Source organism: Caballeronia sp. LZ028 (assembly GCF_031451415.1).
Lineage (GTDB): Bacteria > Pseudomonadota > Gammaproteobacteria > Burkholderiales > Burkholderiaceae > Caballeronia > Caballeronia zhejiangensis.
Genome location: NZ_JARUXN010000004.1, coordinates 152,600 through 166,939 on the forward strand (window position 1 = coordinate 152,600; position 14,340 = coordinate 166,939).

Annotated in this window: 11 protein-coding genes; 8 read left to right on the forward strand and 3 right to left on the reverse strand. The window is 66.5% G+C overall.

Annotated elements, in window-relative coordinates:
- Positions 1 to 55 precede the first annotated feature (55 nt).
- Positions 56 to 2,314 (reverse strand): hybrid sensor histidine kinase/response regulator, encoded by a 2,259-nt coding sequence (locus QCE58_RS23420; protein WP_250521855.1) that lies wholly within the window; start codon positions 2,312 to 2,314, stop codon positions 56 to 58.
- Between the two features lie 784 nt (positions 2,315 to 3,098).
- On the opposite strand from QCE58_RS23420, the gene QCE58_RS23425 reads away from it, so the two are divergent.
- From QCE58_RS23425 to QCE58_RS23460, 8 genes are all read left to right on the forward strand, one after another.
- On the forward strand, positions 3,099 to 3,467 hold the full coding sequence (locus tag QCE58_RS23425) for a response regulator (protein ID WP_008354266.1): 369 nt from the start codon (positions 3,099 to 3,101) through the stop codon (positions 3,465 to 3,467).
- Positions 3,460 to 4,083, forward strand: coding sequence for a chemotaxis protein CheC (locus QCE58_RS23430; RefSeq protein WP_008354267.1), 624 nt, complete (start codon positions 3,460 to 3,462; stop codon positions 4,081 to 4,083). The genes QCE58_RS23425 and QCE58_RS23430 overlap by 8 nt, the downstream gene beginning before the upstream one ends.
- A 3-nt stretch (positions 4,084 to 4,086) precedes the next feature.
- Positions 4,087 to 5,028 (forward strand): diguanylate cyclase, encoded by a 942-nt coding sequence (locus QCE58_RS23435; RefSeq protein ID WP_008354268.1) that lies wholly within the window; start codon positions 4,087 to 4,089, stop codon positions 5,026 to 5,028.
- Positions 5,029 to 5,276: 248 nt separating this feature from the next.
- Positions 5,277 to 6,125: a presqualene diphosphate synthase HpnD gene (hpnD, locus tag QCE58_RS23440; RefSeq protein WP_250436266.1), complete on the forward strand. Its 849-nt coding sequence runs from the start codon at positions 5,277 to 5,279 to the stop codon at positions 6,123 to 6,125.
- Positions 6,125 to 7,399, forward strand: a complete 1,275-nt coding sequence (gene hpnE / locus QCE58_RS23445) for a hydroxysqualene dehydroxylase HpnE (protein WP_250521854.1) — start codon at positions 6,125 to 6,127, stop codon at positions 7,397 to 7,399. The genes hpnD and hpnE overlap by 1 nt, the downstream gene beginning before the upstream one ends.
- Positions 7,399 to 9,378, forward strand: coding sequence for a squalene--hopene cyclase (gene shc, locus QCE58_RS23450; protein WP_250440822.1), 1,980 nt, complete (start codon positions 7,399 to 7,401; stop codon positions 9,376 to 9,378). Before hpnE ends, shc begins: the two co-directional genes overlap by 1 nt.
- A gap of 26 nt (positions 9,379 to 9,404) precedes the next feature.
- The gene (locus tag QCE58_RS23455) at positions 9,405 to 10,061 is read left to right on the forward strand and encodes a phosphorylase (RefSeq protein ID WP_051079095.1); all 657 of its coding nucleotides are present in this window, start codon (positions 9,405 to 9,407) and stop codon (positions 10,059 to 10,061) included.
- 128 nt (positions 10,062 to 10,189) lie between these two features.
- Positions 10,190 to 10,663 carry an acyl-CoA thioesterase gene (locus QCE58_RS23460; RefSeq protein ID WP_008354273.1) on the forward strand — a complete coding sequence of 158 codons (474 nt, stop codon included), beginning with the start codon at positions 10,190 to 10,192 and terminating at the stop codon, positions 10,661 to 10,663.
- A gap of 44 nt (positions 10,664 to 10,707) precedes the next feature.
- On the opposite strand, the gene QCE58_RS23465 is transcribed toward QCE58_RS23460, so the two are convergent.
- Positions 10,708 to 11,682: a VacJ family lipoprotein gene (locus QCE58_RS23465; RefSeq protein WP_175982338.1), complete on the reverse strand. Its 975-nt coding sequence runs from the start codon at positions 11,680 to 11,682 to the stop codon at positions 10,708 to 10,710.
- Positions 11,679 to 14,339 carry an MMPL family transporter gene (locus QCE58_RS23470; RefSeq protein WP_250521853.1) on the reverse strand — a complete coding sequence of 887 codons (2,661 nt, stop codon included), beginning with the start codon at positions 14,337 to 14,339 and terminating at the stop codon, positions 11,679 to 11,681. Before QCE58_RS23470 ends, QCE58_RS23465 begins: the two co-directional genes overlap by 4 nt.
- Position 14,340 lies beyond the last annotated feature (1 nt).

Consider the following 14,340-nt stretch of genomic DNA (forward strand, 5'->3'; position numbering starts at 1 on the left):
AGGAGCCGGCGCTTTTACAAACGCGCGTGCAAAAGTCGATTGCAGCGCGGGCGGTTCAGCGATCGACCGAACGCGCCGCGCGCAGATCGGAAGGCGTCGCGCCGTCGCGGATCGCGCGCAGGAGCGCGTCGAGCAGCGCGATGTCGAACGGCTTGGACAGCACGCGCGCGCCGACCTGCCGCGCGCGGTCGAGCTCTTCCGCGTAACCCGTGACGAGGATCACCGGAATGCGCGGGTGAAAGCGCTGCATCATTTCGGCGAGATCGATGCCGTTCATCTGCCCCGGCATGTGAATGTCGGAGAGCACGACATCGAACGGAAAACCGGCCGATGCGTCGGCGCGCGCGGCTTCGAGCATCGTCGCGGCGGCATCGGCGTTGAAGAGGTAGGTGACGTGGTGGCCCATCATCGTGAGCAGCGCTTCGGTGCCGGCGGCGACTTCCTCGTTGTCCTCGACGAGCAGCACGCGCAAGCCGTCCGCTTCCTGCGACGCCGCTTGTTCGTGCTTCGCGGCCGCGCCGGGCGCCGCCGCCGTCGCGCGCGGCAGGTACAGACGCACGGCGGTGCCCGCGCCGATCGCGCTGTCGATGGTCGCGAGCCCGCCCGCGCGCTCGCAGAACGCGAACACCTGCGGCAGGCCGAGGCCCGTGCCCATGCCTTTCGGCTTGGTCGTGAAAAGCGGTTCGAACGCGCGCCCGAGCACTTCGGCGCTCATGCCGAAGCCGTTGTCTTCGAGCGTGATCTGCACGAATTCGCCGGTGATCGGAAAGCCTTCCTCGTGGCGAAAGCGCACGTTGCCGGCGCGCACGGTGAAGGTGCCGCCGTTGGGCATCGCGTCGCGCGCGTTCACCGCGACGTTGATGAGCGCGAGCTCCAGTTCCGCCGGATCGACGCGGATCGCCCACACCTCCGGCGCGACTTCGACGCTGAGCGCCACCTTCGCACCGAGCGATGCGCGCAGCAACTCGCGCCCCGCCGGCACCCATTTGCCGATCGCGATGATCTCGCTGCGCAACGGCTGCTTGCGCGCGACGCCGAGCAGTTGCCGCGTGAGCGACTGGCCGCTTTTCAGCGCGCGTTCCATCGCCGTGAGTTCGCGATCGAGGCCGGGCGCGCCGCGCCGCCGCGCGATCTGCACGTTGGTCGAGACGATCATCAGCAGATTGTTGAAGTCGTGCGCGACGCTGCCGACGAGATTGCCGAGCGCCTCCATCTTGCGCGCCTGCCGATACGCCGATTCGATCGAGCGGCGCATCGACGCTTCGGCCTGCCAGCGCTCCCATGCTTCCTCTTCGGTCGCGAGGCGCCGCAACGACTGCGCGATTACGCCCCACAGCACGACGCACGGCGCGAAGATCGAGAGCGCGAGCACGCTCAGATGCTTCCACCATGCCGACCAGATCGTCGCGATCGGATAGCCGCTCGATACATAGGCCGGATACCCGCCGACGCGCCGGAACGCGACGATCTTCAGCTGATCGTCCAGCCCCGAAACCATCCTGACGACGCCGCTTCGGCCGCCCGCGCGGTACGCCTCGCGCAGCGGCGAGCTGGCCGCGAGCGCCATGCGATCGGCCGGGCGCGGCGGATACCACGCGAGCACTTCGCCGTCCGCGCGCGTCAGACCGAGCGACACGCTCGGGTTATCGCCGATCAGCTCGCGATAGAACGCGCTGAAATACGATGGGCGCAGCGCGATCGTCACCATGCCGTCGAACGCGCCCGCCGGCGTGCGCCGCGCGATCGCCGTGTTGAACACCTGCTCGCCGGCGACGCGGCCGACCATCACGCGCGAAATCCGCTGGCTCTGGCCGGCGCGCAGGCCGCCGAAATCGTCGCGCTCGGCAACGGAGATGTCGGGCGTCGGCCAGATGCGGCTCGTCGCGAGCAGCTTGCCGTCGGCGCCGAACACGGATGCCGCCGCAACTTGCTGATAGGAGCCGCTGATCGCCTTGAGGCGCTGATGGATCGTGGCGCTTTCTCGCCGGATCGCGGCGGCGTCGAGGCCGTCGAGCAGATCGACGATGCGCTCGTTGAGCGTCACGTTCAGATCGAAGACTTTCAGCGCGTGTTCTTCCGCGACGCGGGCGTTGCGCGCGACCAGATCGGAGGCGTCGGCGACGCGCGCGTGGTAATCGGTGTATGCGGTGATGGCGACGTACACGCACGGCAGCACGACCGCCGCGACCAGCAACGCGTAGAGCGTGAGGCGCTGCGCGGCGAAGTTGCGCTCGGGCACCACCGGAAAAGGCGGTTCCTCCTGCCACGACTGCGCGGCGGGAACGGCGTCGGACTCCTCACGTTGCAGCGTCATTTTGGCAGCGAATTGGAAAACTTACTCATGGCCCGTACCTTTGGTACGCGGTAGCGGGCGTGGACGGTGCAACCGCAACTAGGACGCACGAAGCATGCCGGATCGGCGCGATTCAGCCTTCCCGGCCGTCGAACGAAGCTTGCACGCTGCGCGCAGTTAGCGAGATTCTTGGAAGCGCAAACGTACACAAAAGCATGGACTGACAGCGCATCGGAACACATCGAGCAGAATTCACCCGTATCGAACCTTATTTCATCATATTAATTCTCGCTTGGCGCCTCATCGAGTTGCTTTGACATTCTGATAATCAGACAATGCAATCCTCCGATCCGAAACGCCGCTGAGAGCGTCGGCCGGGGAATACAAGCAGCCTCCCGGCGCGCGTCGGGGCGAAGTACCGCTTGCCCGGCAGATGCGGGCAGGCAGCGCGACCGAGCGAGGAGAAAAAGGCCAAGGTCCGGGATCTCCGGATCACGCACGGGGCAGGCAACATGACGCCGATCGAGAGCCAGCATCCATCGCGCACTGGGCGCGCGCTGATTACACAGCGCCCGCCCGCCGCGTGGCGCGCCGACGTCGACAGGCGACGCGCCTGGCTCATCGCCGCCGACCTGCATCACCGACAGCGCCCGCATTCCCGCCGGGCCCAAGGGCTCACGCCGGTTCTTCCGTGAACATCGCTATAAAGATCGCTGCGCGGATGCCGTAATCCATACGAGAGCCCGCCGTGTCCGTCGACACGACCGTTCTCCGCCCGAAAACAGCCTAAAAGATCCTGCCGACCATGCCGTTGCCGATTGTCATTGCCGATGATTCACTGCTCGCGCGCAAGGTGCTGACGCGCGCGCTGCCCCCGGACTGGGACGTCGAGATCTCCTACGCGACCAACGGGCGCGAGGCGCTCGAGCACTATCGGGCCGGCCGCGCCTCGGTGATGTTCCTCGATCTGACGATGCCCGACATGACGGGCTATCAGGTTCTCGACGCCTTGCAGCACGAAGATCTGAATACGTTCGTGATTGTGGTATCCGCCGATGTGCAGCCGATGGCCCAGGAACGCGTACGCGCGCTCGGCGCGATCGCCTTCCTGCCGAAGCCGGTGACGCCCGAAGCGCTGCGCCCCGTATTGAAGGAGTACGGTCTCCATGCTTGAAACCGCCCTCAACGAAGATCAGCGCGACGCGCTGCAGGAAGTGGCCAACATGGCGATGGGCCAGGCCGCGACGCGTCTTTCGAAGCTGCTCGGCACGTTCATCGAGCTGTCGGTGCCGCGCGTGCGCGTCGTGAGCGTGGCGGAGGCATCCGCGGCGCTTTCGGAGATGACCGGCATCACCGATACCGTCACCGCCGTGCGCCAGGGCTTCCGCTCGGACATCAAGGGCGAGGCGATCGTGCTCTGCAAGAGCGGCAGCGTCGATCAGCTGTGCGCGCTCGTCGACGATCCCTACACGAAGTCCACGTACACGACGACGACGCGCACCGAGCTCGTCTTCGATATCGCGACGGTGCTGATGGGCGCGTGCGTGTCGTGCATTCTCGACCGCCTCGGCCGTTCGCCGATTTTTTCGCCGCCCGGCATGCTCGGCTCGGACATCGGGCTCGACGAGGTCTTTCAGCCCGCGATGCTCGCGTGGAAGACGGCGCTCCTGCTCGAAGTGAATTTCGCGCTCGAAGACCACAGTTTCCGCGCGCATCTCGTGATGCTGATGGCCGAGGACGCGATCGCGCATCTGAGCGAAGCGCTCGATGCGCTGCTGTCGAGCCTCTGACGAATGGAAGACCTGCGCCATCTGCTGAGCGAACTGGTGATCGAGCGTGTCGGATTCGGCATCTTCGTGCTCGATCGCGACCTCAACGTGCTGATGTGGAACCGCTTCATGCAGGACCACAGCGGCAAGACGGCCGAGCAAGTGATCGGCAAATCGATTTTCGCGAGCTTTCCGGAACTGCCGCGCGTGTGGTTCACGCGCAAGGTCGAAAGCGTGTTCCAGCTCGGCAGCTTCGCGTTCAGTTCGTGGGAGCAGCGCCCGTATCTCTTCAAGTTCGACCACGACCGGCCGATCACCGGCGGCGTCGATTACATGCAGCAGGACTGCACGTTCATGCCGCTCACGCTGGAGGGGGACGTGCGCGCCGTCTGCGTGACGATTTCCGACGTGACGCACGCGAGCATGATGCAGCGCGCCCGGGACGAAGCCGTCGCGAAACTGCAGGAATTCGCGGACCGCGACGGCTTGACCGGCATCGCGAACCGGCGCTATTTCGAGCTGCGATTGCGCGACGAATTCCAGCGCTGGCATCGCTACGGCGGCGAACTGTCGATGCTGCTCTTCGACCTCGACCATTTCAAACGCATCAACGACGATCGCGGCCACCTCGTCGGCGATACGGTCCTGCGCGTGATGGCCGAGCGCGTCGCCAAGGCCGTGCGCGTCCAGGACGTGTTCGGGCGTTTTGGCGGCGAGGAATTCGCGCTGCTCTTGCCGTGCACGAATTTCGACGACGCGATGATCGTAGCGGAGAAAGTGCGGAGGGAGATCGGCGAGACGCCCGTCGACGTGCAGAACGCGCGCGTGCCCGTGACGGCGAGCGTCGGCGTGGCGCGTGCGCGCACCGGCGTGACGTCGTCGTACGAAGCGCTCATCAACGAGGCGGATGCGGCGCTTTACACGGCCAAGCGCGAAGGGCGCAATCGCTCGGTGGGATTTGCCTGAAAACGCGCCTGAATCCGCCCCTGAAACCGCGCCCGATGCGCCGCGCCATGCTCCGCGCGGCTCCGGCGCAATCGGGCAAAGTATTGATATACTCTTTGCCGCTTCCGGCGCAGTCGCAGCCGGCTCGCGCCGGCTTTCTTCCTTGATCGTCCCGCTCAGCGCCAGGTGGTTCCGCGCGCGCCGGGCCGCGTCGGGTCCGGCGCCCGATCTCTTAATTTGCCCGTGGGGGCGCCACAGCGGAGTTCGTCTTGGCCGTTTCCAACATCATCGCTGACGATCCTGCCCCCGACGCCGCGAAAACGTCGTCGGGAAGCTCGTTTTATCTCGCGATGCGTATCCTTCCGGCTGCGCAGCGCGACGCGATGTACCAGATTTACGCGTTCTGCCGCGCGGTCGACGACATCGCCGACGAAGGCACGCTGCCGCGCCGCGAGCGCGCGCTCGCGCTCGACCAGTGGCGCGAGGACATCGATGCGTGCTACGCCGGCGCGCCGAAGAAATCGCTCGAAGCGCTCACGCAGCACATCCAGGCTTTCCGGCTTTCCCGCGACGACTTCCACGCCGTGATCGACGGCATGGCGATGGACGCCGCCGGCGATATCGTCGCACCCGACGAAGCCACGCTCGACCTCTATTGCGACCGCGTGGCGAGCGCCGTCGGCCGGCTGTCGGTGAGGATCTTCGGGATGCACGAGGACGCCGGCCGGCGGCTCGCGCATCATCTCGGGCGCGCGCTGCAACTCACCAACATCCTGCGCGACATCGACGAAGACGCCGAAATCGGCCGCGTGTATCTGCCGCGCGAGTTGCTCGCGCGCGAAGGCATTTCGACGAGCGATCCGGCGAGCATCGTCGGCGACGCACGCCTGCCGCGCGTGTGCGCCGTGCTGGCCGAGCGCGCGAAGGGCCACTACGCGCAGTCCGACGCGATCATGGCGGCTTCGCCGCGATCGCAGGTGCGCGCGCCGCGCATCATGTCGGCGGCGTATCGCACCGTGCTCGACGCCAATCTCAAACGCGGTTTCGACCTGCCGCGCACGCGCGTGCGGACGCCGCGCTCGCGCCTGCTGTGGATCGTGGCGCGCAATCTGATCTGATGTCCCGGCGGGTTTTCGTCGTCGGAGCGGGCATCGCCGGTCTTGCCGCCGCGGTCGAGGCGCAACGGCGCGGCGCGCGCGTCGTGCTGCTCGACGCCGCGCCTCACGCGGGCGGACGCTGCCGCTCTTTCTTCGATACGAAGCTCGGCGTCACGCTCGACAACGGCAATCATCTGCTGCTTTCGGGCTACCAATCGACGATGGCGTACCTGCGCGCGATCGGCGCAACCGATACGCTGATCGGCCCGACGCAGCCCGACTATCCTTTTTTCGATGTCGCGAGCGGCGACGCGTGGACGATCCGCATGTCGTCCGGACGCCTGCCGCGCTGGATCTTCGATGCCGACGCGCGCGTGCCCGGCACGCAGCCGGCCGACTACCTGCCGTTTCTGCCGCTCCTGTGGGCGAAACCGGGCCGCACGGTCGAAGAATGCGTGCGGCGCAAGGATCGCGTATGGAACCTGCTCGCGCGCCCGCTCTTGCGCGCGATGCTCAACGCCGATCCGTCCGAGGCGAGCGCGGAACTCGCGGCCGGCCTGCTGCGCGAAACCGTCGCGCAAGGCGGCCAGGCGTGCCGTCCGCTCATCGCGAGAAGCGGGTTGTCGCACGCGTTCGTCGAGCCCGCGCTGCGGCTCTTGCAGTACGGCGGCGCGGAGATCCGGCTCGGCTCGCGCGTCGCGGCCGTCGGGGTATCCGGCACGGATTCGACGGAGCGTGTAAGCTCGCTCGCTTTCGACGGCGCAGACCCGCTGACGCTCGCGCCGGGCGACGGCGTGGTGCTCGCCGTGCCGCCCGATGGGGCCCGGCGCCTCGTGCCGGGTTTGAGCGCGCCGGACGCATCGCGCGCGATCGTCACCGTGCATTTTGCCGTCGATGCACCCGTGGGCTTCGAGCCGCTGACGTGTCTCGTCAACGGCATGTCGGACCGGCTTTTCGCGGCCGACGGACGGCTCTCGGTCACGCTGTCGAGCGCCGGCCAATGGCTCGCGACGCCGCACGAAGAGCTCGCGCAGGCGGTCTGGCGCGAAGCGGCGAAGGCCGTGCGGATGCCCGCCGTGCCGACGCCGCCCTGGCAAGTCGTCGTCGATGAACATGCGACGTTTGCCGCCGTGCCGGCGCAGGAAGGCTTGCGGGCCGCCACGCGCACCCGCTGGCGCAATTTCACGCTCGCGGGCGACTGGACGGCGACCGGCCTGCCCGCGACGATCGAAGGCGCGATCCGCTCCGGCCAGAAGGCCGCAAATGCGCTGTTGAATCAATCGATGGAACGCTGATGAACGATTTATCCCTTTCGGCCGTGGGCGCGCAGGTTTCGGGCGCGCCGCTCGACGCCGCCGTCAACCACGCCACCGATGCGCTGCTCGCGGCGCAACATCCGGAAGGCTACTGGCTCTACGAACTCGAAGCGGACGCAACGATTCCCGCCGAATACGTGCTGCTCGTCCACTATCTCGGCGAGACCGCCGACGAAAAGCTCGAAGCGAAGATCGGCCGCTATCTGCGCCGCATTCAGCGCGAGGACGGCGGCTGGCCGCTTTTCACCGACGGCGCGATGGATGTCTCCGCGACCGTGAAGGCGTATTTCGCGCTGAAGATGATCGGCGATTCGCCCGACGCACCGCACATGGAGCGCGCCCGCGCAGCAATCCTCGCCGCGGGCGGCGCGGAGAAAGTGAACGTGTTCACCCGTATCCTGCTCGCGCTGTTCGGCGTCGTGTCGTGGCGCGCGGTGCCGATGATGCCCGTCGAGATCATGCGTCTGCCGATGTGGTTCCCGTTCCATCTGTCGAAGGTGTCGTACTGGGCGCGCACGGTGATCGTGCCGATGCTCGTGCTCAACGCCAAGCGCCCGCGCGCCCGCAATCCGCGCGGCGTGCGTATCGACGAAGTGTTCACGAACCCGCCGGTCAATACCGGGATGCCGTCGCGCGCCGGGCACCAGAGCCGCGGCTGGTTCGCCTTTTTCCGCGTGGTCGATTCGATTCTGCGCGTCGCCGATCCGCTTCTGCCGAAAGCCGGCCGCGAACGCGCGATCGATGAAGCCGTGCGTTTCGTCGACGAGCGGCTGAACGGCGAGGACGGCCTCGGCGCGATTTTCCCGGCGATGGCCAACTCGGTGATGATGTACGACGTGCTCGGCTATCCGCCCGAGCATCCGAACCGCGCGATCGCGCGCAAGTCGCTCGACAAGCTGCTCGTCATCGACCCGGCCGACGACGGCGAAGCGTATTGCCAGCCGTGTCTGTCGCCGGTGTGGGACACGTCGCTCGCGGCGCACGCGCTGCTCGAAACCGGCGTGCCGAAGGCGCGCGCGGCGGTCCGGCGCGGCCTCGACTGGCTGGTGCCGCTGCAGATTCTCGACGTGCGCGGCGACTGGATTTCGCGCCGCCCGGACGTGCGGCCCGGCGGCTGGGCGTTCCAGTTCGCGAACCCGCACTATCCGGATGTCGACGACACCGCCGTCGTCGCGATGGCGATGGAACGCGCCGATCGCGAAAACGGCACCGCGTTGTACGGCGAGTCGATTGCGCGCGCGCGTGAATGGGTCGTCGGCATGCAGAGCAGCGACGGCGGCTGGGGCGCGTTCGAGCCCGAAAACACGCAGTTTTACCTGAACAACATCCCGTTCTCGGATCACGGCGCGCTGCTCGATCCGCCGACCGTCGACGTTTCCGCGCGCTGCCTGTCGATGCTCGCGCAACTCGGCGAGACGTCGTTGAACAGCGAGCCGGCGCGTCGCGCGTTCGAGTACATCGTGCGAGATCAGGAGCGCGACGGAAGCTGGTACGGGCGCTGGGGCATGAATTTCATCTACGGCACCTGGTCGGCGATGTCCGCGCTGAACGCGGCGGGCGTCGCGCCGACGGACACGCGCATGAAGCGCGCGGCGGACTGGCTCATCGGCATCCAGAACGACGACGGCGGCTGGGGCGAGGACGGCGACAGCTACAAGCTCGACTATCGCGGTTATGAGCAGGCGCCGAGCACCGCGTCGCAGACGGCGTGGGCGCTGCTCGGGCTGATGGCGGCCGGTCTCGTCGAGCATCCGGCGGTCGCGCGCGGCGTCGGCTATCTGCTGAAGACGCAGCAAAAGCACGGCCTGTGGGATGAAACGCGCTTCACCGCGACCGGTTTTCCGCGCGTGTTCTATCTGCGATACCACGGCTATCGCAAGTTCTTCCCGCTGTGGGCGCTCGCGCGCTATCGCAATCTGACGCGCGACGGGCTCACGCGCGTGACGGCGGCGATGTGAACGCGCCCGTCGTCGCCGTGACCGGCATGGCGTTCGAGGCGAAGATCGTGCGTGGACGCGGCGTCGATGTCGTATTCGCGGCGCGCGCCGATCTGCTCGAGCGCGCGCTGTCCGATGCGCTCACGCGCGGCTGTTCGGGGATCGTCAGCTTCGGCACGGCGGGCGGGCTCGCACCGGATCTGAAGCCGGGCGCGCTGATCGTCGCCGACAGCGTGTGCGGTCCTTTCGGCGAGCTGCATACCGATGCGGCGTGGTCGGCGCGCATCGTCGATGCGTTCGCGGGCACGCCCGTCGAGCGCGTCACGCGGCGCGGCAAGACGGCTGGCGTCACGGCGCCCGTCAAGACCGAGGCGGAAAAGCGCTCGCTGCATTCGTCGACGGGCGCGCTGGCCGTCGATATGGAATCGCATATCGCCGGGGCCATCGCGACGGCGCGCGGCTTGCCGTTCGCAGTGTGCCGCGCCGTGGTCGATCCCGCGTGGCGAACGTTGCCGACCGCCGCGACGGCCGGTTTGCGCGATGACGGCACGACGGCGATCGGTCCGATTTTGCGCGAATTGGTCCGCGATCCGGCGCAGTTGGGCGCGCTTCTGCGCCTTGCATCCGATGCCCGCGCCGCCCGCGCGACGCTCGTGCAGGCGCGGCACGCGATGGAATCGGCGCGGGCGTTGGCGGTGGCATAACGCTTCGGTCTCATCCCTTGCTTTCTGCGGGTTAACCCTCATCTCGGTATAATCAGGGAAAACCCTGATCGAGCGCGCGTCTACAGGAACTCCGCGACGCGCGCAGCAATGAAAGCGAGGTACCGCAAATGAATTTCCACACCCGTAAATGGGTCAAGCCCGAAGACCTGAACCCGAACGGCACGCTCTTCGGCGGCAGCCTGTTGCGCTGGATCGACGAAGAAGCCGCGATCTACGCCATCTCGCAGCTGGGCAATCAGCGCGTCGTGACCAAGTTCATGTCGGAAATCAACTTCGTGAGCTCGGCGCGGCAGGGCGACATCATCGAACTCGGCATCACCGCGACGCAATTCGGCCGCACGTCGATCACACTGCGCGCCGAAGTGCGCAACAAGATCACGCGAAAAAGCATTCTGACCGTCGAGAAGATGGTGTTCGTCAATCTGAACGAACAGGGCGAGCCCTCGCCGCACGGCCGGACGCAAATTCGCTACGCGGATGAATTGTTCGAAGCCTATCGCCGCGATCAGGGCGTCGTCGAAGCGCCGAAAGTGTCGGGCGACGACTTGCTCGAAGAAGTCGCGGAAGAAGCCGCACATTAAAGAGAAAACGGGCGCCGAAGCGCCCGTTTCGTTTTACGAGCTCGTCACTTCGCAGGCTGCGCTGCGGGATCGTCGTACTGCGGCAATCCCTGCGCCTTGCTCGAACTCGGCGACGGCTGAGTCTTCGGCGCATTCTCTTCCGGCGCAGGCGATTTCCCGCCGACGCCACCGGCCGGCGATGCCGCCGCGCCCGGATCCACATACGTCGGCAAGCCTTGCTCCGTGCTGCCGCCGCCGGTTTCGCCCGGCGCGCTCGCGCCTTCGGGCGCCGATGCGCCTTCGTCGCCGTAGTCGGGCAGCGAGCTCGCGCCGCCGCCCGTCAGCAGATACTGACGCCGCTGCGTATACGCGTCGCGCACGAACGCGTATTTGTCGAGGGCGGCAGCGGAAAGCAGATCGGTCGCGCCGATCAGGTCGGCCCGCGCGCTCACGAAGTTCAGGCCGAAGAGCGGCCAGCGAATCTCCGCATCGGAATAGCTCAACGGATTCACGCGCCAGTCGACGAGCCACGTCGTCGAGTCGCGGAACGAGCTCGGGCCGAGCAGCGGCAGCACCAAATACGGTCCCGATGGCATGCCGTAGTGCCCGAGCGTCAGCCCGAAATCCTGATGATGCTTCGGCAGACCCGCCGGCGATGCGATATCGATCAGACCGCCGATGCCGAATACCGAGTTCATCGCGATACGCATCAGATCTTGCGTCGCATCGGTGATCTTCAACTGCAGCAGGTTGTTCGCGAAGTTGGAGAAATCGCCGAGATTCGAGAAGAAGTTGCTGACGGCCGTGCGGAACGGGCTCGGCGTGTAATCGACGTAGAACTGCGCGACCGGCTTGGCGACATAGGTATCGAGCGTGTCGTTGAACGTGAAGATCTTGCGGTTCATCGGTTCGAGCGGGTCCTTCGGATTGCGATCCGGGCCGGTCGCGCATCCCGTCGTCGCGAGCGCGCCCACAATCGCGAGACTCAAGCCCAATTTACGCACAGCACGAGCGGTCAAAGCCGTCGATCCCGACTTCATTCTTCAATTCCTCTTAGGTTGTCATGTCGTTGCGCCGCCCTGAGCTTCGCGCGCGCCGCCGCGCGCACCTTGCGCGGCTTGCCCATCAATACCGGCTGAAAGACCACCGCGCCGATCAGCGTGCAAAAGAGCGACAGCGCCAGCAGCCGTCCCATGCTGGACGTGCCCGGATGATGGGAAAACCACAGGCTGCCGAATGCGGTCGCGGTCGTGGCCGCACTGAACATAACGGCATGCGTGAGACTGGACTGAAGCAGCCGGGTCTGGCCGGAACGCCACGCCATCACGAAATAGATCTTGAAGGCGACGCCGACGCCCAGCATCAGCGGCAACGCGATGATGTTCGCGAAGTTGAGCGGCATCCTGAAGACGACGCACAATTCCAGCGTGACGATCGCGGAAACGAGCAACGGTACCAAAGTTCTCAGAACGTCGCCAAAACGGCGCAGCGCGATCCACAGCAGCACCGCGATCGCGATCAGCGAATAGAGCGCCGCCTGCTCGAACGCTTTGATGATCGTTTCCGCCGAATGACGCACGGAGATCGGCCCGCCGATCGCGTTCGGCTCGGCTTTCTGCACGGCATCGGCGAAGTGCGCGAGCAGCGCGTCGTCGTTGGGATCGACGCCAGGCGGAATCTTCGGCGCGACATCGACGAGCGCCTGGCCGTTCGGCGTCACGAACGACGCGACCATGTGCGGCGGCAGCGTTTCGCGCGTGATCTCCGCCGGCGTGAGCAGCGCGCGCAATTGCGCGAGCGCGATACGCAGCGGCTCGGCCATCGCATGCTCGGCGCGATCGCGCGTCGCGGCGTCGGCTTGCGCCAGCTTCGCGAGCGTTTCGGACAGATGCTTCGCTTCCTTATCGCCCGGACCGGGATGCTCGTCGGCGGCGAGCGAGAGCTGGCTCGATACGCGCTTCAACGCCGCCACGCGCACGGCGTCCGTCACGGGCGAGGCCGTCTGCTGATCGAGCGCGGGCAAAAGCTGATCGGCGGCGGCCTCGATCAGTTCGAGCTTCTTCGGCTGATCGCCGGGAATGAGCGACGAGAGCGTCGTGGCGCTGCCGACTTCCGGCAGCTTCTTCAGCTTCGCGGCGATGGCATCCGCATCGGCGAGCGAGGGCGCGAGCACGGCGACGTCGTTCACCGCGCCTTCCGGCGAGTCCTGCAGCGAGATGAGCGTCGCCATCGACTCGGTGTGCGGATCCTTCAGATGCAGCGGATTGAAGTCGAATCGCAGATTGAAGAGCAGCGGCAGCGCGCCGATCACGATGACGAGCGTGCCAATCAGCACCGGCTTGCGATGCCTGTCGAGGAACTCGTCGACGGGCGCAAGAATCGGAAAGCCCGGCGATTGCGCTTCGCCCGGCGGCGCGAACACCTTGATGAGCGCGGGCAGCAGCGTCATGTTGGTGGCATACGCGACGAACATGCCGACGCCCGCGATCAGCCCCAGCTCCGACACGCCGCGATACGCGGTCGGCAGAAACGAGAAGAAGCTCGCGGCGGTCGCGGCGGCGGCGAGCGTGAGCGGCACCGCGACATGGCGCGCGGTTTCCGCCAGCGACACATCGAGCCGCTTGTGCTTGTAGCGCTCTTCGCGATACTTCACGCCGAACTGGATGCCGAAGTCCACGCCGAGTCCGACGAAGAGCACCATGAACGCGACCGAGATCATGTTGAGCGCGTGGACCATCATGAGTCCGAGCGCCGCCGTGATCGCGAGCCCGACGAAAAGCGTGATGAACACCGCGAGGATCATGCGCTTCGAACGCAGCGCGACCCAGAGGATCATCAGCACGACGAGGAAGGTCAGCACGCCGTTGAGCACGGCGCCGTCCTGCACGGACGCGAACTCTTCGTCGGCGAGCGGCTGCGCGCCCGTCAGATGCAGCGTCGCGCCGTACTTCTTGTCGATGCCGAGTTCCGCCGCCTTCGCGCGAATCTCTTCCGAGGTGCCCGCCGCCGCCTTCAGCGCGTTGAAGTTCAACTCCGGCAACACGGTGACAAACGCGCGCCCGGGCGCATCGTTCGGCGACGAATCCGCGAGGCCGCGCCATGAGAACGCCGCCGGCTGATTCGCCAGCACGCGATCGAGCACGGTCGCGCTCTTGCCGAGCAAGCCGGCCATCTGGCCGAGATTGACCTGTCCGAGCGTCAGCGGCAGGTTGAGCGTGGTGTTGAGCGTCTGCGCGAGGCCGGTGAGCGTCGGGTCGTGCGCGAGCGTATTGATGAGCGGACGCGCCTGCACGAGCTGTTTCGTGACCTGCTCGACCTCCTCCGTCGGGAGATAAAGCAGTCCGTTGTGCTCGAAGAACTCGCCGCCCGCCGGTTGCGACACCGACCTGAAGCGCTCCGGCTCTTTCGCGAGCGCGGCGGCGAGCGCGCTTGCGGCGGCATCGGCGAATTCCTGCGCGGGCGCCTGAACGACGATCAGCAATGCCGCGCCGCGCTGCGGAAACGCTTCCTCGATGGCCTTGCTGCGCGCGGCCCACTCCGGCTCCGTCTCGATCAGCTGGCTGACGTCGGTGCTGATCTTGAAGTGATGGACGACATAAATCGTGGACAGCACGCCGAGCAGCAGCGAAACGGCGATAATCCACGCCGGCCGGCGAATGGCGAGGGTGACGAAGCGAGTAATGTTGGACGTCAGCATG

Bases quoted from the DNA above. Each gene is read 5' to 3' on its own strand.
- QCE58_RS23455 (WP_051079095.1), top strand. From the start codon at position 9,405: ATGGCGTTCGAGGCGAAGATCGTGCGTGGACGCGGCGTCGATGTCGTA.
- QCE58_RS23470 (WP_250521853.1), bottom strand. From the start codon at position 14,339: ATGCTGACGTCCAACATTACTCGCTTCGTCACCCTCGCCATTCGCCGG.
- hpnE (WP_250521854.1), top strand. From the start codon at position 6,125: ATGTCCCGGCGGGTTTTCGTCGTCGGAGCGGGCATCGCCGGTCTTGCC.
- QCE58_RS23465 (WP_175982338.1), bottom strand. From the start codon at position 11,682: ATGAAGTCGGGATCGACGGCTTTGACCGCTCGTGCTGTGCGTAAATTG.
- QCE58_RS23460 (WP_008354273.1), top strand. From the start codon at position 10,190: ATGAATTTCCACACCCGTAAATGGGTCAAGCCCGAAGACCTGAACCCG.
- QCE58_RS23435 (WP_008354268.1), top strand. From the start codon at position 4,087: ATGGAAGACCTGCGCCATCTGCTGAGCGAACTGGTGATCGAGCGTGTC.
- QCE58_RS23420 (WP_250521855.1), bottom strand. From the start codon at position 2,314: ATGACGCTGCAACGTGAGGAGTCCGACGCCGTTCCCGCCGCGCAGTCG.
- shc (WP_250440822.1), top strand. From the start codon at position 7,399: ATGAACGATTTATCCCTTTCGGCCGTGGGCGCGCAGGTTTCGGGCGCG.
- QCE58_RS23425 (WP_008354266.1), top strand. From the start codon at position 3,099: ATGCCGTTGCCGATTGTCATTGCCGATGATTCACTGCTCGCGCGCAAG.
- QCE58_RS23430 (WP_008354267.1), top strand. From the start codon at position 3,460: ATGCTTGAAACCGCCCTCAACGAAGATCAGCGCGACGCGCTGCAGGAA.